A 25248-nucleotide genomic window follows, 5' to 3' on the forward strand; every position below is an offset into this window, starting at 1 on the left:
GATGCCTGCTCGGCCCAGAACGCCTCGCGGTCCGCATCGGCCTGGCCGTAGAGCGCCGACGTGGCGTTGGCCTGCGCCGCGAAATCCTCGGACGGCGGGAACGTCCTGCTTTCCGTCAGCAGGTTGTCGAGCGTGTTGCTCTGCCCGTCGGGCTGACTCATTGCCCAGAACCTCCCTGGAGATGTGAATGCAGTGCTAGGGGAACCGTAGTGCGATCTGGTTCACTGCAACAGAGGTTTCGCTTGATTGGTTCAGACCATTCGGTCGCAACGGACCGAATTCCTACCGTCACTCTCCGGTTCCGAAATGCTTCCGCTGCGTTGTCCTGCGGTAACGCAGAGTCGAACACGTGCAACGTGGCTGCAACTGTGGCACAACTCGCACACGGGCCGCTCACCGGGGTTTCCGGTACCGGCCGGTAGCGTCTTGACCCGTGAACGACAAGCCATCGCTGGCACCGCTGCTGGAACTCGACGGGGTCACAGACGCGGTGGCCGCCGCACGCGCCGCCATCGACGAGGTGCACCGGCACCCGGCCAACCGGCGCGGCTGGCCCGCCACCGCCGCCGAAGCCTCCGTGCGCGCGGCCCGCGCGTCGGCCGCGGTCGCGGGCGGTGCCACCGAGATCCCCGAGTCCGGAGAGGTCAGCGACCCGCTGCTGGCCGGATCGCTGCGCGTCGCCGAGGCCATGGGCACCCTGCTGCCCACCTGGCAGCGCGCGCCCCGGCAGGCCCTGGCACGGATGCACGTGCTCGCCGCGAGCGACCTCGTCGACGACCCCGACCAGCTCGGCCGGCCGCACGCCGACCCGGTGATCGCCCAACGGCTCGACCTGCTCAGCGAGATCATCACCGAACCCAAGGCCCACGGCGCCGGGCCGGTGCTGGCCGCGGTGGTGCACGGGGAGCTGCTCGCGCTGACCCCGTTCGGTCACGCCGACGGCGTCATCGCGCGCGCCGCGGCCCGGCTCGCCGTCATCGGCAGCGGTCTGGACCCCAAGGGCCTCGTCGTCCCCGAGGTCGCCTACTTCCGCAGGCAGGAGGACTACACCGAGCGCGCGCTGGGCTTCGCCACCGGTGACCCCGACGCGGTCGCGTCCTGGATCGTCCACTGCTGCTCCGCGCTGGAAGCGGGTGCCCGCGAGGCCGCCTCCATCGCCGACGCCGTTCAGGAGGGCTGACGGTGAAGAAGGTCCTGATCGACTGCGATCCCGGCATCGACGACGCGCTGGCGCTCGCGCTCGCGCACGGCGATCCGCGGCTGGACGTCGTGGGCATCACCGCCGTCGGCGGGAACGTGCCGCTGGAGTTCACCACCGAGAACTCGCTTCGACTGCGCGACTTCTACGGCATGACCGCGCCGGTCGCGCGCGGTGCCGGTCGGCCCCTGGTGCGCGAGGGCATCAACGCCGGGAACGTGCACGGCGTGATGGGTCTCGGCGAGGTCGTGCTGCCGGAGACCGCGACCGAGCTGGACCCGCGCCACGCGGTGGACCTGATCATCGAGACGCTGGCCGCCGCTCCTGGCGAGATCAGCCTGGTCGCGACGGGTCCGCTGACCAACATCGCGCTCGCGGTGCGCAAGGAGCCGCGGATCGTCGAGTGGGCCGCCGAGTTCGTGATCATGGGCGGTGCCTACACGCGCGGGAACCGGACTCCGGCGGCCGAGTTCAACGTCATGGCCGATCCCGAAGCCGCCGCCGTGGTCTTCGAAGCGGGCTGGACGACGGTCATGGTCGGGCTCGACCTGACCCACCAGGCCCGCGCGAACGCCGAGGTCCGCACCCGCTTCGCCGGTCTCGGACGACTCGAATCCGAGCTGCTCACGCCGTGCCTGGACTTCTACGGCCGGTTCCCGGACTACCAGGAGCTCGGCCCGGCGATCCACGACGCCTGCGCGATCGCCTACCTGATCGACCCGACCCTGATGGACGCCGTGCCCGCGCGGGTCGATGTCGAGACGCAGGGCCGGTTCACCTCGGGGATGACCGTCACCGACTTCAAGGCCCCGCCGGAGTTCAGGAACGCCCTGGTCCCGACCACGCTGGACCAGGGGCGCTTCTGGGGTCTGATGACCGAGGCGTTCGAAGTCGTCGCCAAGTCGATGGCCTGACGGGCGGCGCGGGCGCCGAGGTCTGGAACCTCGCGGCTCGCACCGCCTGCGGGCGTCTTCAGCCCTCCAGGCTCCGGAGGGCGTCTCGGACCTGGCCGTCGGCCACGGCGAGGGCCGCCGCCGAGCGTTCGACGTCGGCGCCGGAGAGCAGGTGGACCAGGGCCGTCTTGAGGTCGTCGCCCGCCGCGGTGAGCGCGTCGGCGCACGCCTGCTCGGACTCGCCGGTCGACTCCTGCAGGATGTTGATCGTGCGTCCGCGCAGCTTGGCGTTGGTCGCGAGCATGCTGACCATGAAATTCGAGTAGACCCGGCCCAGCTTGATCATCACCGCGGTCGAGAACGAGGTGAGCACCAGCTTCTGCGCGGTTCCGGCCTTCATCCGGGTCGAGCCGCTGATCGGCTCCGGGCCGGTGTCGGCGGCGATGACCACGTCGGCCGGGACCTCGCCGGGGTCCGGGTTCGAGGTCAGCAACGCGGTGGTGGCGCCGATCTCCTTCGCGGCGGTCAGCGCCGAGAGCACGTACGGGGTGCGGCCGGAGGCCGCCAGGCCGAACACGAAGTCCTTGTCGGAGCCCTGCGCGCGGATCTCGCGGGCGCCCGCGTCCTCGTCGTCCTCGGCGTTCTCCACCGCCTGCTGGTAGGCCTCCGGGCCGCCTGCCTGGTGCGCGATGAACCAGTCCGGTGGGGCGTTGAAGGTCGGGATCAGCTCGGCGGCGTCGAGCACGGCCAGCCGCCCCGACGTTCCCGCGCCCACGTAGTGCACCCGGCCACCCGACCGCAGCGCCGCCACCGCGAGGTCGACCGCCTCCGCCAGCTCCGGCAGCACGCGGCCGACGGCCTCCGGCACCGTGCGGTCCTCGCTGTTGAACAGCTGCAGGACGTCCAGCGTGGGCAGCAGGTCGATGTCGCGGGTGTTGGGGTTGGTCTGCTCGGTCGGCGATGCGACGCGGATCGCGTGATCCCGGCTCATTCATGCCTCCTGTTCGGTTGTTCGAGGCCGGCCGTGGCGCGATGCATCACGCCTCTTTGTGCCGACGCCGATCGGGGCGACTGCCGAGGCGGTGTCCGGAGACGGCCTCGCGCGTCGCTTCCAGCGCCGTTTTGGTCTGCTCCAGATGCCGCTGGGCGACGCCGATGAACAAGCAGTCGATCACGGTCAGCTGCCCGATCCGGCTGGCCATCGCGCCGGACCGGTACGTCGTCTCGCGCACCGCCGTGGTCAGCACGTGGTCGGTGATCTCGGTGATCGGGGAGCGCGCGAAGTTGGTGATCGCTCCGGTCGTGGCGCCGTGCCGCTTGGCCTCGCGCAGCGCCTCGACCGTCTCGGTGGTCGCGCCGGTGTGCGAGATGCCGATCGCGACGTCGCCGGGTTCGAGCACGGCGGCCGAGGTCAGCGCGTTGTGCGTGTCCGACCAGGCGAAGCTGACCAGTCCGATGCGGTGCAGCTTCTGCTGGAGGTCGAGTGCGACGAAAGCGCTGGCCCCGACGCCGTAGACGTCGATGCGGCGCGCGGTGGCGACCGCGTCGACCAGCGCGTTCAGCGATGCGGCGTCGAGCTGGCCCGCGGTCTCCTCGACGGCCTTGGCGTCGGCGTAGCCGATCTTGGAGATGATGTCGCCGAGGCCGTCGTCCGGGCCGATGTCGCCGCCCAGCTCCCGATCGCGCGTCGAGGTGCGCGCGGTGTCGGCGGCCAGGGCGATCCGCAGGTCCGGGTATCCTCCGACGCCGATCGCCTTGCAGAACCGGGTGACGGTCGTTTCACTGGTCCCGGCCGCCTCGGCGACCTCGGTGATGCTGCGGCGCGAGATCGAGGCGGGGTCGGCGAGCACGATGTTGGCCACGCGCTGCTCGGCCCGCGCTAGTCCGGGCAGCAGCGAGCGAATCTTGACGAGGGGGCTGCCCTCGCTCGATTCAGCGGAGATTTCCGAAATGGCCATGTGGGAAACTTACTAACCGTTTCTTGTGCAGGTCAATGCATATCTCACGTATCCGTCGGGAAGACGGTTCACGCACGGGTCCAGGTTGCATCTCCGCCGCGCAATTCGATGAGGGCTAAGTACCCGGTCCCCGAGATCGACTTGTACACCTGCCCGGCCGCTGCCCGCCGCGCGATCTCGTCATCTGACCGGAACCCGCCTCGCGACCGCCTGAAACATCCGGCGCGAACACTCCCGGCTGCACGCGCGCTCGGCAGAGGAGGGGTTCGATGGTCGTCGGTTCACCACGCGAGGACGTGGCGCGAGATCAGGCGGTGCGCGAAACGCTGGAGGACTACACGCTCCGCTTCGCGCCGCGCAGCTACCGGCGCTGGAAGCCCGGCGTGGTGGCCACGACCGCGCTGGGCGGCATCGCCTACCTCGCGGACTTCTCGATCGGCGCGGGCATCGGCCTGAGCTACGGCACGCTCAACGCGCTGGTGGCGATCCTGGTCGCCGCGCTGATCATCTTCGTGACCGGTGTGCCGCTGGCCTACTACGGCGCCCGCTACAACATCGACCTCGACCTGATCACCCGAGGCGCCGGGTTCGGCTACTACGGATCCGTGCTGACCAGCGTGATCTTCGGCAGCTTCACGTTCATCTTCTTCGCCACCGAAGGCGCGATCATGGCCCAGGGGCTGCACGTCGGGCTGGGCGTTCCGCTGTGGCTCGGCTACCTGATCACCACGCTGATCGTCGTGCCGCTGGTCATCTACGGCATGAAGGCGCTCAGCAAGCTCCAGGTGTGGACGACGCCGCTGTGGTTGCTGCTGATGGTCGGACCGATCGGCTACCTGGTGGTCGTCGACCCGAGCTCGGTGAGCGACTGGCTGGCCTTCGCAGGCGAGGAGGGCGGTGGGCTCAACGCGGCGTCGGTCATGCTCGGCGCGGGCGTGGCGCTGTCGCTGATGGCCCAGATCGGCGAGCAGATCGACTACCTGCGGTTCATGCCGCCGCGCACGGAGGCCAACAAGCGCTCCTGGTGGCTGTCGACGCTGGTCGCGGGCCCGGGATGGGTCGTGTTCGGCGCCATCAAGCAGGCCACGGGGGCGTTCCTGGCGTTCTTCATCATGGGTGTCGCCGGGGCCGCGGCGACCGAGCCGGTGCAGCAGTTCCTGGGCGTCTACGAGCTGTTCCTGCCCGCGTGGCTGGCGATCCCGCTGGCCGTCGTGCTGGTGGTGCTCAGCCAGGTCAAGATCAACGTCACCAACGCGTACTCGGGCTCCCTGACCTGGACGAACTCCTTCACCCGGATCACCAAGCACTACCCGGGCCGGATCGTGTTCGTGCTGGCGAACCTGGCGGTCGCGCTGATCCTGATGGAGGCGGACATGTTCGCCTTCCTGAACTCGGTGCTGAGCTTCTACGCCAACTGCGCGATCGCGTGGGTGTGCACGGTCGCCGCCGACATCATGATCAACAAGTTCGTGCTGAAGCTGTCGCCGAAGGAACCGGAGTTCCGGCGCGGCATGCTCCACGCCGTCAACCCCGTGGGCGTCACGGCCTTCCTGACCTCGGCGATCGTCTCGATCGCGATGTACTTCGGCGCCTTCGGCGAGGCGGTCGCGCCGTACTCGCCGATCGCGGCGGTGGTGATCGCGGTCGTGCTCACTCCGGTGATGGCGATCGCGACCCGCGGCCGGTTCGCCTTGCGCCGCACCGATGACGGCATTCCCGAACCCCGCTTCGACGTCGACGGCACACCCGTCGCGACGATCTACACCTGCGACTACTGCTCGCAGGAGTTCGAGCGGCCGGACGTGCTGGCCAGCGCGGAGCCCGGCAAGATCATCTGCTCGTTGTGCGTGACGACGGACAAGACCGGAGCTCTGGTGCTACCGGCGTCCTGAGTCAGCGCGCAGCGGGGTTCCAGCCGTCGAGGTGCAGCTCGGTGGAGTCTCGCTCGGAGTCCAGCAGGGTGCGGTCGCCGTCGGCGGCCTTGAGGCCGTCGACGTTGACCCCGCGGCCCTCGTACTGGGCGTCGACGGTGTAGCGCCAGCGCAGCTGGACCTTCTTGCCCGGTTCTGCGGGAACCTCGCCGTTGACCTTCCACCAGGCGCGGTGCCCCGAACCCGCCAGCGCCGGCTGCGGGCCCTCCGGCGCGCCGGGACCGGACGCGGTCAGCGGCACCGGCCGCCAGTTCACCCCGTCCGAGCTCGACTCGACGGTGAGGGCGTCCGTGCCGTCGGCGTCCTGCTGGGTGTCGACGAAGGCGTCGAAGGACACCTCCAGCGGCCCGTCCGCCGGGCCCAGCGGCGCGCTGGTCAGCGTCGCCGCCCGGGGCGCGTGGAACGACGCGCGGCCGTGGCGGGGGAAGACCGCCAGCGCGCGGGCCATGCCCTGCGCGAGGGTCTGGCGCGCGCGGTTGTTGGAGCCCCACTCGCGCGACGGGTGCACGCGGTTGGTCAGCAGCACCGCCACCGACCGCGACGCAGGGTCGATGACCAGCGACGTCCCGGTGTAGCCGGTGTGCCCGGCGGTGCGCGGAGCGCTGAGCCCGGCCATGTACCAGCGCTGGTCGAGCTCGAACCCGAGACCGTGCGAGTTCCCGGGGAACTCGGTGTTGAAGTCGGTCAGCATCTTCTCGACGGTGCGCTCGGAGAGGATCCGGGTGCCGCCGTAGGTCCCGCCGTTGAGCAGCGTCTGCCCGAGCTTCGCGAGGTCGTCGGCGGTCGAGAAGACACCGGCTTGACCGGCCACGCCGCCCAGCGACCAGGCGTTCTCGTCGTGCACCTGGCCGCGCACCATGCCGCGCGGCGGGTCGGTCTGGAACTCGGTGGCCGCGATGCGGTGCAGCTGGGACTCCGGCGGGTTGTAGCCGGTGTCGCGCATGCCCAGCGGCTTGGTGATCCACTCCTGGACGACCTGGTCGAGCGGGTGCCCGGTGACCCGCTCGACCAGCACGCCGAGGGTGATCATGTTCGGGTCGGAGTACTCGTAGTTCGTGCCCGGCGGGTGCTCCGGGGTCAGCGCCATGACCGACGGGATGCGCTGCTCCGGCGGCAGCTTCCACAGCTGCACCTCGGCCTGCAGCCCGGAGGTGTGGGTGAGCAGCTGCTCGACGGTGATGCCCTGCTTGCCGTTGACGGCGAACTCCGGCAGGTGCTCGGCGACCGGATCGTCCAGCGAGATCGTGCCGTCGTCCACGAGCTGCAGCGCGGTGATCGAGGTGAACAGCTTGCTGATCGAGGCGACGTCGAAGATCGTGTCGGCGCGCATCGGTTCCTGGTCCTGCGCGGGGAGCTCGGTGCCCTTGTCGTCGGCGTAGCGCAGCTGCTCACCGGCGGCGGTGCGGCTGACCACCACGCCGTCGTGCGCGAGCAGGCCCACGGCACCGGCGTACATCGGGTGTTCGAGCTCGGGCGTCTTCTCGGTCCACGCCGCGAGCTGCCGCCACGCGTCGTCGATCGGCTTCGGGTCGAGTCCGATGCCCGAGGGCGTGCCGTCCTGCAGCAGCGTTTCGGCGGGCGCGAAGCCGTCCTGGGGACGGTCGAAGTGCCCTGCCGCCCGTCCCTGCGCGGCCACGGCCGAGCCGCCCAGCGCGGTCAGCGACAGCAGCGCCACGGCCGCCAGCGCGGTCTTGCCCATCCAAGGCCCCCCTCAGCGGTACAGCAGGTAGGGATCGCGATGCCGGCGGAAGTCGACGACGTCCTGCCGCCAGGAATCGGTGATCTCGCCGACGTCGGCGCCCGCATCCACCATGCCGCGCAGCCGGTCCGAGCCGGACAACTTGTCGACCATCCCATCCTCTCGCCAGGCGAAGAGCTGAGGATAGAGCCGTCGGGCTGTGACCAACATCGCAACGGTGAGGTGGATCGGGTCGAGATCACCCGTGCGGTGCAGCTGCACGCCACCGCACGGCTGCTCGGCGTGCTTGGAGAACGTCGGGACGAAGTAGGTCTCGCGGCACCGGACGCCCTCGATGCCCAGCTCGTTGAGCTCCTCGGCCCACTTCCAATCGATCCCGGGCGCCCCGATGATCTCGAACGGACGCGTCGTGCCGCGCCCCTCGGACCACGTCGTGCCCTCGAACAACCCGGTTCCCGGGTACACCGCCGCGGTGTCCGGGGTCGGCATGTTGGGACTCGGCGGAACCCACGGCAGGCCGGTGTCGGCGGTGCGTCCCTGCCAGCCCTCGACCCGGATCACGTTGAGCTGCGGCAGCGGCGAGGGCAGGTGGACGCGGTCGAACATCCGCGCCAGCTCGCCGACGGTCATGCCGTGCTGCTGCACGATCGGCAGCTCACCGACGCCGGAGGCGAACCGCGGGTCCAGCTGCGGCCCGGCGACCAGCGGACCGACCGGGTTCGGACGGTCCAGGACGGTGAAGCCCAGGCCGAGCTGCTGCGCGGCCTGCATCGCCGTGTACATCGTCCAGATGTAGGTGTAGAAGCGCGCACCGACGTCGGCGATGTCGAAGACGACCTGCTCGACACCGGCCTTGCGGAACAGCTCGGCGAGCTTGGCCGCGTCGGCGCCGTAGGCGTCGTAGACCGGCAACCCGGTGCGCGGATCTCGGTAGTCGCCCTCGGACCCGCCGGCCTGCGACGTGCCGCGGAACCCGTGCTCGGGACCGAACACCGCCGCGATGTCGACCTTGCCGCCCGCGTGCATCACGTCCACCAGGTGATCCAGCGAGGACAGCACGCCCGTCGGGTTGGTGACGATGCCGAGGCGGTGACCGGCGAGGTCCGAGAAGTCCCTGCTCGCCAGCACGTCCGCGCCGGTGCGCACCGCTCCGGGCGCGATCTGCGCCGGCTTGGCCGCGCAGGCCGAACTGGACGCCACGCCGACGGTCGGGACCGCCAGGGCCGAGGCGGCGAGGAAGCGCCGCCTGCCGATTCCGCTCATGCTGTTCACCAGGCCAAACCGAAGCCGAAGGGATACCTGTCGGTTCCAGGCTTACCAGGCTCGGGCACCGGGACCGGCAGCTTGCCCGCGGGCGTGGCCTCGCCGAAGAGGACCTTGGCGACCGATTCCATGGCGACCGGCTTGTCGGAGTAGCTGGCGATCCAGGCGGGCACGTCGACGTGGGCGGCGTCGTAGGGGTCGCGCACGGCCACGGCCACGACCGGCTTCCCGGTCGCCTGCAGCGCGCGCACGAGGTCCAGCTGCCCCGCGTTGTCGGGGTTCCAGGCGGCGCTGGTCAGCACCACCGCGACGTCGTGGGCCTTGGCCTGCTCGACGGCCTGGCCGATCTGCTCCTGCGTCGGCTTGGTGCCGGTGGCCAGCGCGGAGCTCCGCGGCCCGCGCGCCCGCACCGAGTCGGACAGCGCCTTCGCGCCCCGCTCGCTCGCGCCGGTCACGAACACCTTGCCCGGCGACCTCAGCGGCAGCGCGGCGTCGTTGCGCAGCAGCGTCGTGCTGCGGTCGGTGATCCGCTGGGCGTCGGCGAGGTGCTGCTGGTTGCCGACGACCGAGTCCACCTTGGACACGTCGACGAACGGGTTGGCCAGCACGCCCCGGCCTTCCTTGAGCTTGAGCACCCGCGAGACGCTCTCGTCGATGCGCTGCTCGGTGAGCCGGCCGTCGCGAACGGCCGCGATCACGCCGTCGATGGCGACCTGCAGGTTCTGCGGCATCAGCATCACGTCGGCGCCGGCCTGCAGCGCCAGCACCGGGATCTCGGAATCCGGGTGCTGCTGGCGGACGCCCTCCATCTGCAGCGAGTCGGTGAACACCACGCCCTGGTAGCCGAGCTCCTGGCGCAGCATCCCGGTGAGCACCTTCGGAGCCAGAGTGGACGGCTGCCCGGAGTCGTCGAGCTTGGGGACCATGATGTGCCCGCTCATCACCGAGTCGGTGTTGGCCGCGATCGCTTCCTTGAACGGCGGCGCGTCCAGCTGCTCCCACTGCTGCCGGTCGTGCTCGATGACGGGCAGCGCGGTGTGGCTGTCGGTGTTGGTGTCGCCGTGCCCCGGGAAGTGCTTCACCGAGGCCGAAACGCCTTCACCGGCGGCTTGGGCGTCTTCGTAGCCGCGCACCTGGGCCGCGGTGAACTGCGCGGCCAGCGCCGGGTCGGAGGAGAACGAGCGGACGCCGATCACCGGGTTGGCCGGGTTGACGTTGACGTCACCGCTGGGCGCGAAGTTCATGTTCAGGCCCATGGCGCGCAGTTCCTGGCCGGTGATGGCCGCCGCGCGCTCGGCGTCCTGCGGGCTGCGGCCGGCGCCGAGCGCCATGTTGCCGGGCAGCTGCGTGACGGGCTCGGTGATCCGGGTGACCTGGCCCTGCTCCTGGTCGGTCGAGATCAGCAGCGGCACCTGGGCGCCCGAACTCGTGGCCGCGGTCTGCAGCCCGTTGGACAGCTCGGCGATCTGCTTCGGGTCGTAGAGGCTGTTGGACCAGGTGAAGTGGATGATCCCGCCCAGGTGGTACTTCTGCACCACCTGCGCCGGGGTGTCGACGCCGAACTCCTCCCGGTTGACCGGGTCGGGCGTGTCCGCGGTGCGGCCGTAGGCGTAGGTGACGAACAGCTGCCCGACCTTCTCCTCCAGGGTCATCTCGCTGAGCAGCTCGTCGGCGGTCTGAGCCCGAGGTTCCAAAGCGCTCCCGGTGGTGGTCAGGGCGGCAGCTCCCACGGCCAACGCGCTCAACGCGACGACGGCGCGTCGGGTTCGGCTCTTCAGGGCCACGTCGGCCTCCCTGCACCAGGCGGAAACTGTTCACCACAAACGCGGACAAATGAGGAAATTACTCACAGGAAATGGGGAGGTCAACGATGAGGACTGATCCAATCGTTGATTCTTGGTTCCTGGATTGCGCATGGGGCTGCGGCGATCCCCGGTGAGATGCGGCGAGCGGAAAGCGATTTCGTCGCTCACCCGGCCTGGGTCGGCGGCCTGGAGCGCACAAAAGAGCGGCGCCCGTGCTGGGCGCCGCCCTCTCTGCGCGAGCTCTTGGGTTACCAAGCGTGCTGTTCGTCGTAACTTTCGGGCTAGGCGTCCGGCGTCCCGTGACGCAACCCTGTGCACGACAGCCTTATGTGCGGCGACGCGTGGGTGCTCCAAGTCTCGCGCGCGGAGCCTGAGAGGGGTGGACGCTGTTTCTCCTCCACAACGTCCCTGGCCAAACAGGGTCCGCACTTCCCTTTGTAGACCGTGATGCCCGTCACTGCAAGGGTCCTTCAGGGCGAACCGGGGAGCGATCTACCTGCGTTTCGGTCACCGTCGGCGACGCCAGGCGCGCACGCCCCACCAGGTCGCACCGGCGGCCGCCACGGCGCTGAGCCCGACGCCCGCGGCCGTGACGGCGGCGCGGGACGGGGTGGGGATGCGGGCGCGCAGCGAGACGGGGTGCTCGAAGGCCAGCGAGGGCCAGCCGCGCTGAACCGCTTCCTTGCGCAGGCCCCGGTCGGGGTTGACGACGGTCGGGTGTCCGACGGCTTCGAGCAGCGGCATGTCGGTGACCGAGTCTGAGTAGGCGTAGCACTCGCCGAGGTCGTAGTCGTACTTGTCGGCGAGTTCGCGGGCGGCGACCGCCTTGTTCTCGGCCGAGCAGTAGAAGTCGACCTCGCCGGTGTAGCGGCCCTCGGAGACGACCATGCGCGTGCCGGACCAGTGGTCGGCGCCGAGGAGCTTGGCGATGGGGGCGACGACCTCCTGGCCGGAGGCCGACAGCACGACGATCTCGTGGCCCTGGTCCTGGTGGTCGGTGATGAGCTGGGTGGCTTCCTTGTAGACGAGCGGGTCGACGATGTCGTGGAGGGTCTCCTCGACGATCGCGTTGACCTGGTCTATGTCCCAGCCGGTGCACAGCGACGTGATGTGCGCGCGCATCCGGTCCATCTGGTCGGCGTCGGCGCCGGCGAGCATGAAGACGAACTGCGCGTAGGCGCTCTTGAGCACCGCTCGGCGGTTGATCAGCCCTTCCTGGAAGAACGGGCGGCTGAAGGCGAGCGTGCTCGACTTGGCGATGATGGTCTTGTCCAGGTCGAAGAACGCGGCCACCCGGCGTCCGGTAGCGGCGGGGTTCGCGGGCTCAGTCACGCCGACAGCATACGAGTCGCGTCGACGCGTCATTTCCAGGCTGGTTCCGGTCATGTGCGCACGATCCTGGGCTGTTTGTCCGGTGGGGTGCTTTGAGAGAGCGATTTTTCACACACCGTGTGGTTGTCGGAGGGTTGGTCGCCGTCCGGGTTGGTTTTTCTGCCACGAATGAATGGGTCTGGCCAGTTTGTCGGGCACTGAGAGCAAAGACGTTCCCTCAAATGGACGGGAGGCATTACTAGGGATCTGCGGGATACAGTGTGGGGAGTCCGGCAAGACCGGACCAGTTCAGCTCGACCCCCCGGAGCTGAACTACGACGACCCCCGCCCCTCCCCCCTGGCGGGGGTCGTCTCGTATTCGGATGCTCCCACCTGCGCGGAGTTCGTGCTCGCGCAACAGTCTTCGGGCGAGCGAAATGTGAATTCACTTCATTTCTTATGCGGCCCTGATGCAACTCTTTCAGGGAAGACGAGTTATCCACAGCGAACGGGTTCATCCACAGATTTCCGAAATCGCTTGGCAGCCGACAGGAGCTCCGGTCACTTTGGATAAGGAGCGGCCATTCGCGGCACAACGCTCCTTCTTCCGGCCCATGCGGAAGTGGTTTTCCTCCGAAAAGTCCTGATCCAGGGAGCTCGTCATGCCCGCGGCAGCCCAATCGCCCACCCCGGAGACCGCGCGCCCGCTGCTGGTGGTGCGCGACGCCGAGCTGGCGGAGGAGGTCTCGCGGCTGGCCGCGGCCTCCACCGGAACGATCGAACGCGTGCCACGGCTGCTGCCCGCCGCGTGGCGCGCGGCGCCGCTGGTGCTGCTCGACGAGCCGACCGCCGCCGCGTGCGCCACCCACGGCCTGCCGCGCAGACGCGGCGTCGCGCTGCTCTGCCGGACGACCGGTGAGCGGCTGTGGCGGACCGCGTTCGACATCGGTGCCGAGCGGGTGCTGACCCTGCCCTCTGACGAGCACGAGCTGATCGAGCTGCTGGCCGACGCCGCGGACGCACCCGTCGGCGAGGGGCGCGTCCTGGCCGTGCTCGGCGGATGTGGTGGCGCGGGCGCTTCGGCGCTGGCCACCGCCGCCTCGGTGGTCGCCGCCCGCTCCGGCGGCCGGTCGCTGCTGGTCGACTGCGACCCGTTCGGCGGCGGCCTGGACCTCGCCGCGGGCATGGAGCGCGACGAAGGCGTGCGCTGGTCGGGCCTGTCGGTCGGCACCGGGCGGCTCGGTGCCGGAGCGCTGCGCGAGGCGCTGCCGAAGAAGCGGGTCGGACGCGGAGAACTGGCCGTGCTCGCCTGCGACCGGGATCGGACGCCGAGCGGACTGACACCGGAAGGCGTGCGCGCGGTGCTCGGAGCCGGTCGCCGCTCCGGCGCGACCGTGGTGTGCGACCTGCCGCGCTGCCCGGCGCCGGGCGACTCCGACGAGTCGGTGCTCGGCGACGCCGAGCTCGTGGTCGTCGTGGTGCCCGCGGAGGTGCGCGCGTGCGCGGCGGCGGCGCGGGTCGTCGCCTCGGTGACCGAACGCGCGGGACACCGGGTGCGACTGGTGGTGCGCGGACCGTCCCCGGGCGGCTTGCGACCGCGCGACGTCGCACGCGCCGCCGGTGCGCCGGTGCTCGCCACGATGCGACCACAGCCGCGCCTGCCCGCCGTCGTCGACCGCGGTGATCTCGTCACCGCGCTGCACCGCCGCAGTCCGCTGGCCGCGGCGGCCGGTGCGGTGCTGGCCGAGCTCGCCTCGGCGGAGTCGCCGGTACCGCGCTGAACCCCCGTTGAACCCAGGCCGATCTCGCTCGATCGGCCATGCCGTCCTGCCGTTCTTCGGCCGGTGAAGGGAAGGTCCGTGATGTCCGTGGATCGGGAACTGCTCGCGCGGGTGCGAAATCGACTGGTGGGCAACGGCTCGCCGCTGAGCCCTGCGGCCGTCGCCGAGGCGGTCCGCGCCGAATCCGGCGGGCTGGTCGCCGATGCCGACGTGCTCGCCGCTCTGCGCGTCGTCCAGCAGGAGTTCTCCGGTGCGGGAGTGCTGGACCCGCTGCTGGACGATCCGGCGACCTGCGACGTGCTGGTCACCGCGCCGGAGAAGGTGTGGGTCGATCGGGGCGACGGGCTGCGGCCCGCGCCGGTGCGCTTCGCCGACGAGGACTCCGTGCGCCGTCTCGCGCAGCGCCTGGCGATGTCCACCGGGCGTCGGCTCGACGACGCCCAGCCGTGGGTCGACGCCTGGATGCCGCAGCGCGGCACCCGCGCGGTCCGGTTGCACGCGGTGCTGCCACCGGTCGCCGGGGACGGGACCTGCATCTCGATGCGGGTGCTGCGCCCGGCCGCGCACGACCTCGCCGCGTTGCAGCGCGCGGGGACCTTCGACGAGCGCAGCGCCGCCGTGCTGCGCGAGATCGTGGCGCGCAAGCTCGCGTTCCTGATCACCGGCGGAACCGGCAGCGGCAAGACGACGCTGCTCGCGGCGATGCTCGGCGAGGTCGGGGACCGCGAGCGGATCGTCTGCGTCGAGGAGGCGGCCGAGCTGCGTCCCCGGCACCCGCACGTGGTGCGACTGCTGACCAGGCCGCCGAACGTGGAAGGCGCGGGTGAGATCGGCGTCCGCGAACTGGTGCGGCAGGCGCTCCGGATGCGGCCGGACCGCCTGGTCGTCGGCGAGGTGCGCGGTGCGGAGGTGCGCGAGCTGCTCGCCGCGCTCAACACCGGGCACGACGGAGGCGGCGGCACGCTGCACGCCAACTCGCCGCGCGAGGTGCCCGCCCGGATGGAGGCGCTGGCCGCGCTCGGCGGGCTGTCCCGCGATGCCCTGCACAGCCAGCTCGCCGCCGCCGTGCAGGTCGTGCTGCAGGTGCGCCGCAGACGCCTCGCCGCGATCGGAGTGCTCCACCGGTCGGGTGATCAGGTGACCGTGCGACCGGCCTGGGAGCGCGAAACCGGTTGGGACGTGGGCCGCGCGGAGCTGGCGGCGTTGCTGGAGTCCAGGGGAGGTGCGCTGCCGTGCTGATCACGAGCGCCCTGCTCGCCGCGACCGGACTGCTGTGCTGGCCCGCGCTCACCACTCGCCACCGGCTCCCCGGACTCGGGCGCGCACCGCTGAGGCCGCCGAGGCCGAAACGCCTGCTGCCGCTGGCGACCGGTGTCGCCGGATTCGCCGTCGCGGGCCCGGCGGGCTCGTGCGCGGCGATCGCGCTGGCACTGCTCGCGGGCAGGTACTTCCGCGAAAGCCGCGACGAGCGGCGGGAACTCGCGCTCGACGACGAGTTCGCCGAGGCGATGCGGCTGCTGGTCGCACAGCTGCGCGCGGGCGCGCACCCGACGAACGCGGCGGAGGGCGCGGCGGCCGAAGCCGGTCCCGGCGTCGCCGCGCTCTTCCGGGACCTGGCGGCGACCGCTCGACTCGGCGGCGACGTGTCCGCGCTGGACGGACGACCACGGGCGCCGGTGCGACGGCTGACCCGGGCCTGGGACCTGGCCGAACGGCACGGTGTGGCGCTGGCAGAACTGCTGGACTGCCTGCGCCGCGACGTCGAGCGGCGCACCGGCTTCCGCCGCGAGGTGGCCGCGAAGATGGCCGGTCCGCGTGCCACGGCGGGAGTGCTCACCGGGTTGCCGGTGCTGGGCCTGGGCTTCGGGCAGGCCGCCGGTGCCGCGCCGCTCGCGGTGTTCGGCAGCGGTCCCGCCGGGCAGCTGCTCCTGCTCGTCGGGGTCGCCCTGCTGATCGCCGGGGTGCTGTGGAGCTCCCGGCTGACGAGGTCGGTGGTGCGGACATGAGCCAGGTGTTCGCGCTGCTCACCGCCGCTGTGGCCGTGCTGCTGGTCCCCGTCGACACGACCCGCCACCGGCTGGGTCGGCGTCGGAGCCCACCGGCGGCACCGCGTCCCCGGCGCGAGGAACGGGCCGATCCGCTGGTGCTCGCCGGCGGATGGGACCTGCTGGCGGCGGGAATGCGGGCGGGGCTGCCGGTGCCGGTGATCGTGCGCGCCGTGGCGGTCGAGGTCGGCGGCACCGCTCGGCGGACGCTGAACGAGGTCGCCGACCACCTCGCTCTCGGTTCGGACGCCGCTGCCGGGTGGGAACCGGCGCTGCGCGACCCGGACACGGCCGAGCTCGCCCGCGCGGCGCGGAGAACCGCGCGCACCGGCAGCGCGCTCGCCGACGTGGCGGCCGAGCTCGCGGACCGCGCGCGGGCGCGCAGCTCCGAGCTGGCGGAGGTGCGCGCTCAGCGCGGTGCCGTGTGGATCTCGGCGCCGCTGGGGCTGTGCTTCCTGCCCGCGTTCCTGTGCTTGGGGGTGCTCCCGGTCGTGCTCGGCATGTTCGACCGGATCCCGATCAATCCACTGTAGACACGAGGAGAAGACGATGCGAAATCTCATCCGGCGGCTGCGGGCCGCGCTGACCGGTGACGACGGCATGTCCACGGCGGAGTACGCGGTCGGCACGCTCGCGGCCGTGGCCTTCGCGACCACGCTCTACGCCGTGGTGACCAGCGGTTCGGTCGAAGAGGCGCTGACCGGCCTCATCCAGCGGGGACTGCAGGGAGCGGGGACGTGAACGACCGGGGTTCGGTGACCGTGGAGGCGGCCCTGGGCATCTGCTCCCTGGTCGCCGTGTTCGGGTTGCTGCTGCTCGGCGGGATGGCGGTCCTGGGCCAGCTGCGCTGCCAGGACGCCGCCGTCGAGGCCGCCCGCCTGCTCGCCCGGGGAGACGCGCCCCGGGCGGAGCAGGCGGTGCGCGCCATCGCGCCCGTCGGCGCCCACTACGCCCACGTGGTCCGCGGTGACCAGGTCGAGGTGCTCGTCAGCGCGCACTGGCTGCGCGCCGACGCCGTCGCGATCCTCGAACCGGGGGAGGCCGGATGAACGATCGCGGTTCGGCGACGGTGCTCGCGGCGGTCCTGTCGCTGGTCGTGCTGGTGCTGCTGGGGTGGCTCGTGCAGCTCGGCACCGCCATCGCCGCCCGGCAGCGGGCTGAAGGCGCCGCCGACCTCGCCGCGCTGGCGGCGGCGGTTCACGTGATCGGTGGACCCGAACTCGCCTGCGCGCAGGCCCGACGGGTGACCGGCGGGATGCGGACGCGCCTGCTCACGTGCACCCTGACCGGTCGAGAGGTTCGCGTCGAGGTGGCCGGGGAGCTGCCCGGACCGCTGGCCGGACGGCAACCGCCGAGCGCACGGGCTCGCGCCGGACCGGTCCCCGGTTGAGCCGCGTGTATTACGCGGGCAGTACGACGAGCGGTCGGCGAGCGGTCCGGCCGGCAGTGGAGCGGTCGGCGAAGCGTCACCGTCACTGCCATGGATCTTTCAGCGCGTGTGTTAGATCTTTCACGTTCGTCGTCGCCGAACGACCGGTCGTCGCACCGGGTCTGTACGCCCCGGGGCTGGATGACGTTTCTTTGAATGTGTGAGCGGCGAGCCCAGGTTCGCCACGAACCGAGGTCCACCCGACAAGGAGGTCGGGGGATCGGCCGGAACCCCGAAATCCGGCCGGTCGACCTCAGGGCGCGAGGTCGTTCACCGCTGAACGAGGAGGCGGAGACACATGCAATGGTCTGCGGAGAGGTGGCAGAGCTCCTTCCGCGGCGTCCCGGCCCACCCGGCCGGGCTGACCAGCAGCCGGATCGACCTGCGAGTGCAGGCAATCGACTTCGCGTCGCGTGGTTGGTCGGTGTTGCCCGGAACCTTCCCCCGAGATGGTGAGTGGCTCGGTCGCCGAGGCCGCCGGCTGCACGGCCCGACCCCCGTGCGGGCCGACTGGCAGGACGGCCTGGGGGCGGACCTGCACGAGGTCCTGGCCTGGTGGGACGAGCACCCCTACAACCTGCTGCTCGCCACCGGTTTCCAGGCCGAGGCCATCGAGGTCGACATCGCGATCGGCAGGCGGGCGGCGAAGGCGCTGCGCGCAGGCGGATTCCCGGTGCCGATCGTGGCGACCCCGACCGGAAGCTGGTTCTTCCTGATGTCCCCTGGGGGTCGGCTCAACGGCGAGCTGGCCGAGCAGAGCGGCATCCGCTTGCACAGCAAGGGGAGTTGGGTTCCGCTGCCACCGTCGGTCTACCCCGGCGGTGCGGTGCACTGGAGGGTCAAGCCCGATGTGTGCGCCTGGCAGCTGCCCAGCCCGGAGTTCGTCCAGGACGCGCTCCGGACCGCAATCGAGATCGATGACCAACCGGAGAACGTGGCGGAGGTTCTCGCAGCGAGCAGGTGATCCTGCGGCCGTGATGCACCGACCCGGTCCGGTTTTCCGCGCCCAGGGCCCCCGGCCCGACCGGTCACGAGATTCCCGCGAGCACGCACCAGCCAGCCCAAGTGCTCATCGTGCCCGGTCGGGCGGCCCACCCGGACCGCCGGTGCTACCCCCGAAGCACGGCCGAAACCGCATCGAGAACAGCCACCGCCCCTGCCTTGTCCAGCGGTTCGTTGCCATTCCCGCACTTTGGTGACTGAACGCAGGACGGGCATCCGGCCGGGCAGTCGCAGGAAGCGATCGCTTCCCGCGTCGCGGCCAGCCATGGGACCAATGAGGCGAAACCGCGGTCGGCGAATCCGGCTCCACCCGGATGGCCGTCGTGCACGAACACCGTTGCCTCCCCGGTGTCAGCGTGCAGAGCGGTTGAGACCCCGCCGATGTCCCATCGATCGCAGGTCGCGAACAGCGGTAGCAGGCCGATCGCCGCGTGCTCGGCGGCATGCAGCGCGCCGGGGATGCGCGCCGGTTCCAGCCCGGCGCCCCCCGGCGCGCTGCCCATCAACAAGTCCTGACCGACCGTGTACCAGACGGCGCGCGTGCGCAGCGTCTGCGCGGGCAGGTCCAGCGGAACCTGGTCCAGCACCTCGCCGGTCGGTCGTTTCCGCAGGTAACCGATGACCTGCGAGGTCACCTCCACCTCGCCCAAGTGCACCGCGACCCCGGCGCCGGTGTCGTGGCTCTCGACGGTGCGCAGCACGGAGATGTCCACGTCGTTGCGCGGCGAGGTGGTCCAGTCCGGGCTCTCCTCGTGGACCAGCGTGATGGCCGCGTCGAGGTCGAGCTCGTCGACGACGAAGGACTCGCCGCGATGCAGGTACACCGCTCCCGGATGCACCGTCGAGCAGGCGGAATCGGGATCCACCGTGCCGAGCATGCGCCCGGATTCGCCTTCGACGACGGCGATCGGCGGGCCGCCGGAGCCGCGCAGCTCGACGTTGCGGTGCGGGCGTTCCCGGGCGGTCCAGAACCAGCCGTGGGGGCGTCGCCGCAGCACGCCGTCGGTGGTCAGCGCCTCGACCGCTCGTCGCGCGGGTTCGCCGCCGAAGACCTCGAACGACTCCTCGGTCAGCGGCAGCTCGGCTGCGGCGCAGGCCAGGTGCGGTTCCAGCACGTACGGGTTGGCGGGGTCGAGCACGGTCGCCTCGACCGGCCGGGACAGCACGGCGGGCGGGTGGTGCACGAGGTAGGTGTCCAGCGGGTCGTCGCGCGCCACGAAGACCACCAGCGCGCCGTCCCCGTCGCGCCCGGCGCGTCCGGCCTGCTGCCAGAACGAGGCGAGCGTGCCCGGGTATCCGGCGACGACCACGGCGTCGAGGCCGGAGATGTCGACCCCGAGCTCCAGCGCGTTGGTGGTGGCCACGGCTCGCAGTTCCCCGGTCAGCAGCGACCGTTCCAGCTCGCGGCGATCCTCGGGCAGGTATCCGCCGCGGTAGGCGGAGACCCGGTCCGGCAACGAGGAGTCCACTTCGGACAGCGCGCGTCGCGCGGCGAGCGCGGCGAGTTCGACACCGCGCCGGGAGCGGATGAAGGCCAGCGTGCGGGCGTCCTCGATGACCAGCTCGGTCAGGATCCGCGCGGCCTCCGAGCCGGCGTGGCGGCGGACCGGGGCGCCGTTCTCACCGACGAGGTCGTCCAGCAGCGGCGGTTCCCAGAGCGCGACGGTGCGCGCCCCGCGCGGCGAACCGTCCTCGGTGATCGCCCGGCAGCGCGCGCCGGTGAGCCGTTCGACGAGCTCCGCCGGGTCCGACACGGTGGCCGAGGCCAGCACGAACGCCGGGTCCGAGCCGTAGCGGTTGGCGATCCGCCGGAGCCTGCGCAGCAGCAGCGCGACGTGCGAGCCGAACACGCCCCGGTAGGTGTGGCACTCGTCGATCACGACGTGCGTGAGCCGGCGGAAGAAGTGCGCCCAGCGCCCGTGCGACGGCAGCACGCCGAAGTGCAGCATGTCGGGGTTGGTGAAGATCCACCGCCCGTGCTGGCGCACCCAGTCCCGCTCGGCCTGCGGGGTGTCGCCGTCGTAGCTCACCGCGCGGAGCTCGGGGAGCTCCAGCTCGGAGATGCTGCGCAGCTGGTCGGCGGCCAGCGCCTTGGTGGGGGAGAGGTACAGCGCGGTGGCCTTGGGGTCGGCCAGCAGCTGCGAGATCACCGGCAGCTGGTAGACCAGCGACTTCCCGGACGCGGTGCCGGTGGCGACGACGACGTTCTCGCCGTCGCGCACCGCTTCGGCGCCCTCGACCTGGTGGATCCACGGTTGGTCCGCGCCACGCGCCTGGAACGCCTCGACGAGCCGGGGCGGTGCCCACTTCGGCCAGTCGGCGGTCTGGGCGGGCCGGGCCGAGCGGTGCTCGACGTGCGTCACTGGCGACTCGTCGGCCGGGATCCCGGCGAGGACGCGGCGGAGCAGCCGCTGTCCCTTGTCCTCCTCGCGCACGTCGTTCAGCCTTGCACAGCTCTGATCGGCGCCCGCACAGGTGTTCCCCTCCGCGAGTCGGCTCATGTTCCACCTTCGGGGCAACTTCGGAGCGTGTTCCGGGGGACGGGCGCGTCCTCGCGGATCCCGCTGCGACACGCCATACCTCATGTCACCCGATCGGTCCAAATCGAAATATGTCCGAACAGGGGATCAAGTCCCTTCTGGATCGATTATTCGGTAACAGATCTGCACGTCGAGGAGAGTTGCGTATCACACCGTGAGGTAAGCCACTCGGGGTCTGAATAGACTCCCGGTTCACGACGTCGCCACGGACGGCCAGCGAACGATCACGGGCCGTACCGGGCGGGGCCGCCTACCGCGCATCGGGGCCCGGTAAGAGCGTGCGGGGCCGCCGGTGTGAGAACCGAGCACAACCCAGGAGGACGGATGTCCCTGCTCACCCCGGTCCAGCATGGCTGGGCCCAGGGCGCTGCACCACCGAGCTCGCAGTCCCGGATGGACCTCGCCCAGCAAGCCACCGGAATCGAGCTCGCAGGCATCGACTACGCAGTGGTCGGTGCCGTGATGGTCATCGCCCTGGCCGCACTGGCCTTCGGCTACGTCCTGATCAAGGAGGTGCTCGCCGCAGGGCAGGGCACCGCGAAGATGCAGGACATCGCCAAGGGCGTGCAGGAAGGCGCGTCGGCGTACCTGAACCGGCAGTTCCGCACCTTGGCGATCTTCGCGGTCGTGGTGTTCCTCGTGCTGTTCGCGCTGCCCGCCGAGACCATCGGCGAGCGCATCGGCCGATCTGTGTTCTTCCTGTTCGGCGCCGCGTTCTCGGCCGCCATCGGTTACCTCGGCATGTGGCTGTCCACCCGCGCGAACGTGCGCGTGGCCGCCGCCGCCCGCGAGCCCGGTGAGGGCCGCGAGAAGGCGATGCGCGTGGCGTTCCGCACCGGTGGCGTGGTCGGCATGATGACCGTCGGCCTCGGCCTGTTCGGCGCCGCCCTGGTGGTGCTGGTCTACGCGGGCGGCGCTCCGCGCGTGCTGGAGGGCTTCGGCTTCGGCGCCGCGCTGCTGGCGATGTTCATGCGAGTCGGCGGCGGCATCTTCACCAAGGCCGCCGACGTCGGTGCCGACCTGGTCGGCAAGGTCGAGCAGAACATCCCCGAGGACGACCCGCGCAACGCCGCCACCATCGCCGACAACGTCGGCGACAACGTGGGTGACTGCGCAGGCATGGCGGCGGACCTGTTCGAGTCCTACGCGGTCACGCTGGTCGCCTCGCTGATCCTGGGCACCGCCGCGTTCGGCGCGCACGGGCTGCTGTTCCCGCTGATCGTGCCCGCGATCGGTGTGCTCACCGCGGTCGTCGGCGTCTACATCACCAAGGCCCGCACGGGCGAGAGCGCGCTGACCGCGATCAACCGCTCCTTCTACATCTCGGCGGGGATCTCGGCGGTGCTGTGCGCGATCGCCGCGATGCTGTACCTGCCCAGCACCTTCGCGGAGCTCACCGGCGTGTCGGAGGAGGTGCGAGCCACCCCGGGCAGCCCCGCGCTGGTCGCGCTGATGGCCGTGGTCATCGGCATCCTGCTGGCCGTGGTCATCCTGAAGCTGACCGGCTACTTCACCGCCACCGAGCACCGCCCGGTCCAGGACGTCGGCAAGTCGTCGCTGACCGGTGCGGCCACGGTGATCCTGACCGGTCTGTCGGTCGGCTTCGAGTCCGCCGTCTACACCGCGGCGGTCATCGCCGCGGCCGTGTTCGGCGCGTTCCTGCTGTCCGGTTCGCTGCCGGTGGCGCTGTTCGCGATCGCGCTGGCCGGTTGCGGTCTGCTGACCACCGTCGGCGTCATCGTCGCGATGGACACCTTCGGTCCGGTCAGCGACAACGCGCAGGGCATCGCGGAGATGTCCGGTGACGTCGAGGGCGAGGGCGCGAAGATCCTCACCGAGCTGGACGCGGTGGGCAACACCACCAAGGCGATCACCAAGGGCATCGCCATCGCCACGGCGGTGCTGGCGGCGACGGCGCTGTTCGGTTCCTACACCGACGCCATCGGTGCCGCGCTGGCCGACGTGGCCGGCGAGCTGTCGGCATCGGAGTTCCTCGTCTACGCGCCGAACGTCCTGGTGGGCGTGATCATCGGTGCCGCGGTCGTGTTCCTGTTCACCGGTCTGGCGATCAACGCCGTGTCCCGCGCGGCCGGTGCCGTGGTCTACGAGGTGCGGCGCCAGTTCAAGGACAAGCCCGGGATCATGGACGGCTCGGAGCGCCCGGAGTACGGCCGGGTGGTCGACATCTGCACCCGCGACTCGCTGCGCGAGCTGGCCACGCCGGGCCTGCTGGCGGTGCTGGCACCGATCGCGGTCGGGTTCGGCCTGGGCGTCGGTCCGCTGGCGGGGTACCTGGCGGGTGCCATCGCCACCGGCACCCTGATGGCCATCTTCCTGGCCAACTCGGGTGGTGCCTGGGACAACTCCAAGAAGCTGGTGGAGGACGGCTACCACGGCGGCAAGGGATCCGAGGCGCACTCGGCCACGGTCATCGGTGACACCGTCGGCGACCCGTTCAAGGACACCGCCGGTCCGGCGATCAACCCGCTGCTGAAGGTGATGAACCTGGTGTCGGTGCTGATCGCGCCGGCCGTGGTCTACTTCGCCGTCGGCGAAGCGGCCAACCCGGCGGTGCGGATCGGCATCGCGGTGGTGGCGCTCGCGGTGATCGTCGCGGCCGTGGTGATCTCCAAGCGGCGTTCGACCGCGATCGCGGACGAGCCCGCGGACGACAAGACGATCAACGGCGCTCCCGCCTAGATCGGCCTCCACGATGGGCGTCACCCGATCCGGGTGGCGCCCATCGCTGTGAGCAGGACGATCGCTGCGACGGGTGACCCCGGGTTCACCGGGAGGTGTGGCGGTACGAGAGAGTCCGAGCGCACAGCGAGAGCTACTCCGATCCATGTGAGGAGTTCGCAATGAGGTTCCGTGCGACATCCCTCGCGGCGCTCGCGGCCATCCCGCTGGCCCTGAGCGCCTGCGGTGCGGCACCAGCGCCCGAGCCCGCACCGGCTCCGCCGAAGGCGGCAGGCCCGGAAGGCGTCGAGTGGGCAGGCCGGTTGTGCGGGCTGGTCAACGACTTCTCCGCGTCCCAGAAGAACTTGCCCGCGGTGGACAAGAGCAACACCCAGGCGATGAAGAACTCCGTGGTCGCCCGGCTCGACACGGCGAGCAAGACCGCCGATGACACGGTCCGCGGGCTGCAGGAGCTGCCGCCGTCCCCGATCGAGGGCGGTGACCAGGTCAACCAGGGCATCCGCGACGGCTTCGTCCAGATCCGCGACGTCCTGGTGGGCGCCCGCGCCAAGGCCGACCAGGTCGACCCGAACGACAAGCAGAAGTTCACCGAGGGCATGACCGCCCTGCAGACGGAGCTCCAGAAGAGCTCTCAGGTGGACCTCAACAGCAAGTTCGGCGCCTTGGAGAAGAACCAGCAGCTCGCCGGCGCGGCCAAGCAGGCCCCGGGCTGCAAACCGTTCTTCAACCCGGCCCCAGCTCAACCGGCCCCGGGCCAACCCGCCCCGGCCCAACCAGGCCAACCCCAGTAACTCTCCTGACCTGCGTGGACGTCACGATTTCAATGGAAATCAGGAACCGGATCTCAGTGGAATTCCGTGCTCCGATTTCCATTGAAGTCGTGTCCACCAGGCGTCGGGACTCAATCGATCGGGTTACGTTGGTGGATAATCTCGAACTGCTGTTCTAGCATCCCGATCGTGGACCAGCTGTCCTTCTACTCGGCAGAGGCTCGGCGGGCGGACGTCGCCGACCTCGCGGGCATGCTGTGCGGTCCCGGTCAGGCCGTGGGGTTCGGCCGCGGGACCGCGGCGCGGCTGTCGGTGGTCGTCGACGCCGAGTGGCGCGCCCGCTGCCTGCTCGCCGCCTGCTCCGAGCGGGGAGTGCAGGCCGAGCTCGGCCGGTCCGACGAAGGACGGCCACTGGTCCGCACCGCGTTCCGCTCCGACCTCACCGGCTTGGCCGCGCACTGGCTGCGCGGCGCCGTGAAGTCTGTACCGTCGGGATTCGTGCCGGACGGTTGGGCGCTGCGCATCTGGGCGCTCGCGGCGGGCACGGCGGACCACAACGGCTACCGCCTCGGGCTCGACCCGCACGCTCCCGACACGCACGAGCCGCTCGCGGCGGCCCTGCGCGGCTGCGGCCTGCCGACCAAGACCGTCGGCGTCAGGGCGGGCGGACCGGCCCTGCGGGTGACCGGTCGCAGACGCCTGGCCAGGCTCGCCGAGCTGGTAGGACCGCTGCCCGATGGTGCGATCGAGGGAATGATCCCGCTCGTCTCCTGAGCGGGTTGACGCACATCACGCCAGGTCACGAAACGGAACACCTGGGTAACCCGATACGTTCGTACAACAGGACGTCGACGAATATCGACGTGTTATATGCAACCCTGTGCCTTCCCGGTGCGGCACGGCCAACCGTGCGGCGCGCACAC

Annotated in this window: 21 protein-coding genes; 14 read left to right on the plus strand and 7 right to left on the minus strand. The window is 70.9% G+C overall.

All coding sequences use genetic code 11. The features are described from left to right. The first annotated feature begins 433 nt into the window (after positions 1-433). Both AB0J91_RS09935 and AB0J91_RS09940 read left to right on the plus strand, forming a co-directional pair. Positions 434-1180, plus strand: a complete 747-nt coding sequence (locus tag AB0J91_RS09935; protein ID WP_363866140.1) for an oxidoreductase — start codon at positions 434-436, stop codon at positions 1178-1180. Between the two features lie 2 nt (positions 1181-1182). After that, positions 1183-2112 carry a nucleoside hydrolase gene (locus AB0J91_RS09940; RefSeq protein ID WP_363793555.1) on the plus strand — a complete coding sequence of 310 codons (930 nt, stop codon included), beginning with the start codon at positions 1183-1185 and terminating at the stop codon, positions 2110-2112. A 58-nt stretch (positions 2113-2170) separates the two neighbouring features. Here AB0J91_RS09940 and AB0J91_RS09945 read toward each other — a convergent pair whose 3' ends face one another. Further along, positions 2171-3082, minus strand: a complete 912-nt coding sequence (locus tag AB0J91_RS09945) for an N-acetylmuramic acid 6-phosphate etherase (protein ID WP_363866143.1) — start codon at positions 3080-3082, stop codon at positions 2171-2173. A 46-nt stretch (positions 3083-3128) separates the two neighbouring features. After that, positions 3129-4049 (minus strand): MurR/RpiR family transcriptional regulator, encoded by a 921-nt coding sequence (locus AB0J91_RS09950; RefSeq protein ID WP_363866146.1) that lies wholly within the window; start codon positions 4047-4049, stop codon positions 3129-3131. 269 nt (positions 4050-4318) lie between these two features. Between AB0J91_RS09950 and AB0J91_RS09955 the strand changes: the two genes are divergently transcribed. Further along, a complete protein-coding gene (locus AB0J91_RS09955) occupies positions 4319-5941 on the plus strand; it encodes an allantoin permease (protein ID WP_363866149.1) in 1623 nt (540 codons plus the stop codon). Between the two features lies 1 nt (position 5942). Here AB0J91_RS09955 and AB0J91_RS09960 read toward each other — a convergent pair whose 3' ends face one another. The 4 genes from AB0J91_RS09960 to AB0J91_RS09975 all read right to left on the minus strand — a co-directional run bounded on the left by AB0J91_RS09960 (position 5943) and on the right by AB0J91_RS09975 (position 12040). Then, complete coding sequence (locus AB0J91_RS09960; RefSeq protein WP_363866152.1) at positions 5943-7679, minus strand: serine hydrolase domain-containing protein; 1737 nt, start codon at positions 7677-7679, stop codon at positions 5943-5945. 12 nt (positions 7680-7691) lie between these two features. Continuing rightward, positions 7692-8942, minus strand: coding sequence for a DUF1343 domain-containing protein (locus AB0J91_RS09965; RefSeq protein WP_363866155.1), 1251 nt, complete (start codon positions 8940-8942; stop codon positions 7692-7694). Positions 8943-8947: 5 nt separating this feature from the next. Beyond that, on the minus strand, positions 8948-10726 hold the full coding sequence (locus tag AB0J91_RS09970) for a glycoside hydrolase family 3 protein (protein WP_363866158.1): 1779 nt from the start codon (positions 10724-10726) through the stop codon (positions 8948-8950). Positions 10727-11254: 528 nt separating this feature from the next. Then, positions 11255-12040, minus strand: coding sequence for an HAD-IB family hydrolase (locus tag AB0J91_RS09975; protein WP_207918709.1), 786 nt, complete (start codon positions 12038-12040; stop codon positions 11255-11257). A gap of 680 nt (positions 12041-12720) precedes the next feature. On the opposite strand from AB0J91_RS09975, the gene ssd reads away from it, so the two are divergent. The 8 genes from ssd (at position 12721) to AB0J91_RS10015 (ending at position 18277) form a co-directional block, all read left to right on the plus strand. After that, a complete protein-coding gene (gene ssd / locus AB0J91_RS09980; RefSeq protein WP_363866161.1) occupies positions 12721-13839 on the plus strand; it encodes a septum site-determining protein Ssd in 1119 nt (372 codons plus the stop codon). Positions 13840-13926: 87 nt separating this feature from the next. Then, complete coding sequence (locus AB0J91_RS09985; protein WP_363866502.1) at positions 13927-15078, plus strand: TadA family conjugal transfer-associated ATPase; 1152 nt, start codon at positions 13927-13929, stop codon at positions 15076-15078. Then, complete coding sequence (locus AB0J91_RS09990; protein ID WP_363866164.1) at positions 15072-15845, plus strand: type II secretion system F family protein; 774 nt, start codon at positions 15072-15074, stop codon at positions 15843-15845. Before AB0J91_RS09985 ends, AB0J91_RS09990 begins: the two co-directional genes overlap by 7 nt. Then, positions 15842-16417 carry a type II secretion system F family protein gene (locus AB0J91_RS09995; RefSeq protein ID WP_363866167.1) on the plus strand — a complete coding sequence of 192 codons (576 nt, stop codon included), beginning with the start codon at positions 15842-15844 and terminating at the stop codon, positions 16415-16417. Before AB0J91_RS09990 ends, AB0J91_RS09995 begins: the two co-directional genes overlap by 4 nt. Before the next feature lie 16 nt (positions 16418-16433). Next, positions 16434-16625, plus strand: coding sequence for a DUF4244 domain-containing protein (locus AB0J91_RS10000; protein ID WP_132626413.1), 192 nt, complete (start codon positions 16434-16436; stop codon positions 16623-16625). Beyond that, a complete protein-coding gene (locus AB0J91_RS10005; RefSeq protein ID WP_363866170.1) occupies positions 16622-16933 on the plus strand; it encodes a TadE family type IV pilus minor pilin in 312 nt (103 codons plus the stop codon). Before AB0J91_RS10000 ends, AB0J91_RS10005 begins: the two co-directional genes overlap by 4 nt. Then, positions 16930-17274, plus strand: a complete 345-nt coding sequence (locus tag AB0J91_RS10010; RefSeq protein ID WP_363793532.1) for an Rv3654c family TadE-like protein — start codon at positions 16930-16932, stop codon at positions 17272-17274. The genes AB0J91_RS10005 and AB0J91_RS10010 overlap by 4 nt, the downstream gene beginning before the upstream one ends. A gap of 337 nt (positions 17275-17611) precedes the next feature. Further along, positions 17612-18277: a bifunctional DNA primase/polymerase gene (locus AB0J91_RS10015; RefSeq protein ID WP_363793530.1), complete on the plus strand. Its 666-nt coding sequence runs from the start codon at positions 17612-17614 to the stop codon at positions 18275-18277. A gap of 145 nt (positions 18278-18422) precedes the next feature. On the opposite strand, the gene AB0J91_RS10020 is transcribed toward AB0J91_RS10015, so the two are convergent. Then, the gene (locus AB0J91_RS10020; protein WP_363866173.1) at positions 18423-20816 is read right to left on the minus strand and encodes a DEAD/DEAH box helicase; all 2394 of its coding nucleotides are present in this window, start codon (positions 20814-20816) and stop codon (positions 18423-18425) included. Between the two features lie 432 nt (positions 20817-21248). Here AB0J91_RS10020 and AB0J91_RS10025 point away from each other — a divergent pair, with 432 nt between their 5' ends. The 3 genes from AB0J91_RS10025 (at position 21249) to AB0J91_RS10035 (ending at position 25099) form a co-directional block, all read left to right on the plus strand. After that, positions 21249-23555, plus strand: a complete 2307-nt coding sequence (locus AB0J91_RS10025; RefSeq protein WP_363866505.1) for a sodium-translocating pyrophosphatase — start codon at positions 21249-21251, stop codon at positions 23553-23555. Between the two features lie 161 nt (positions 23556-23716). Next, entirely contained in the window at positions 23717-24346 is a 630-nt protein-coding gene (locus tag AB0J91_RS10030; protein WP_363866176.1) for a hypothetical protein, read from the plus strand. Positions 24347-24514: 168 nt separating this feature from the next. Next, positions 24515-25099: a hypothetical protein gene (locus AB0J91_RS10035; protein WP_363793522.1), complete on the plus strand. Its 585-nt coding sequence runs from the start codon at positions 24515-24517 to the stop codon at positions 25097-25099. Positions 25100-25248 lie beyond the last annotated feature (149 nt).

The sequence above is a fragment of the Saccharopolyspora sp. NPDC049357 genome, from assembly GCF_040677225.1.
Classification (GTDB): Bacteria; Actinomycetota; Actinomycetes; order Mycobacteriales; family Pseudonocardiaceae; genus Saccharopolyspora.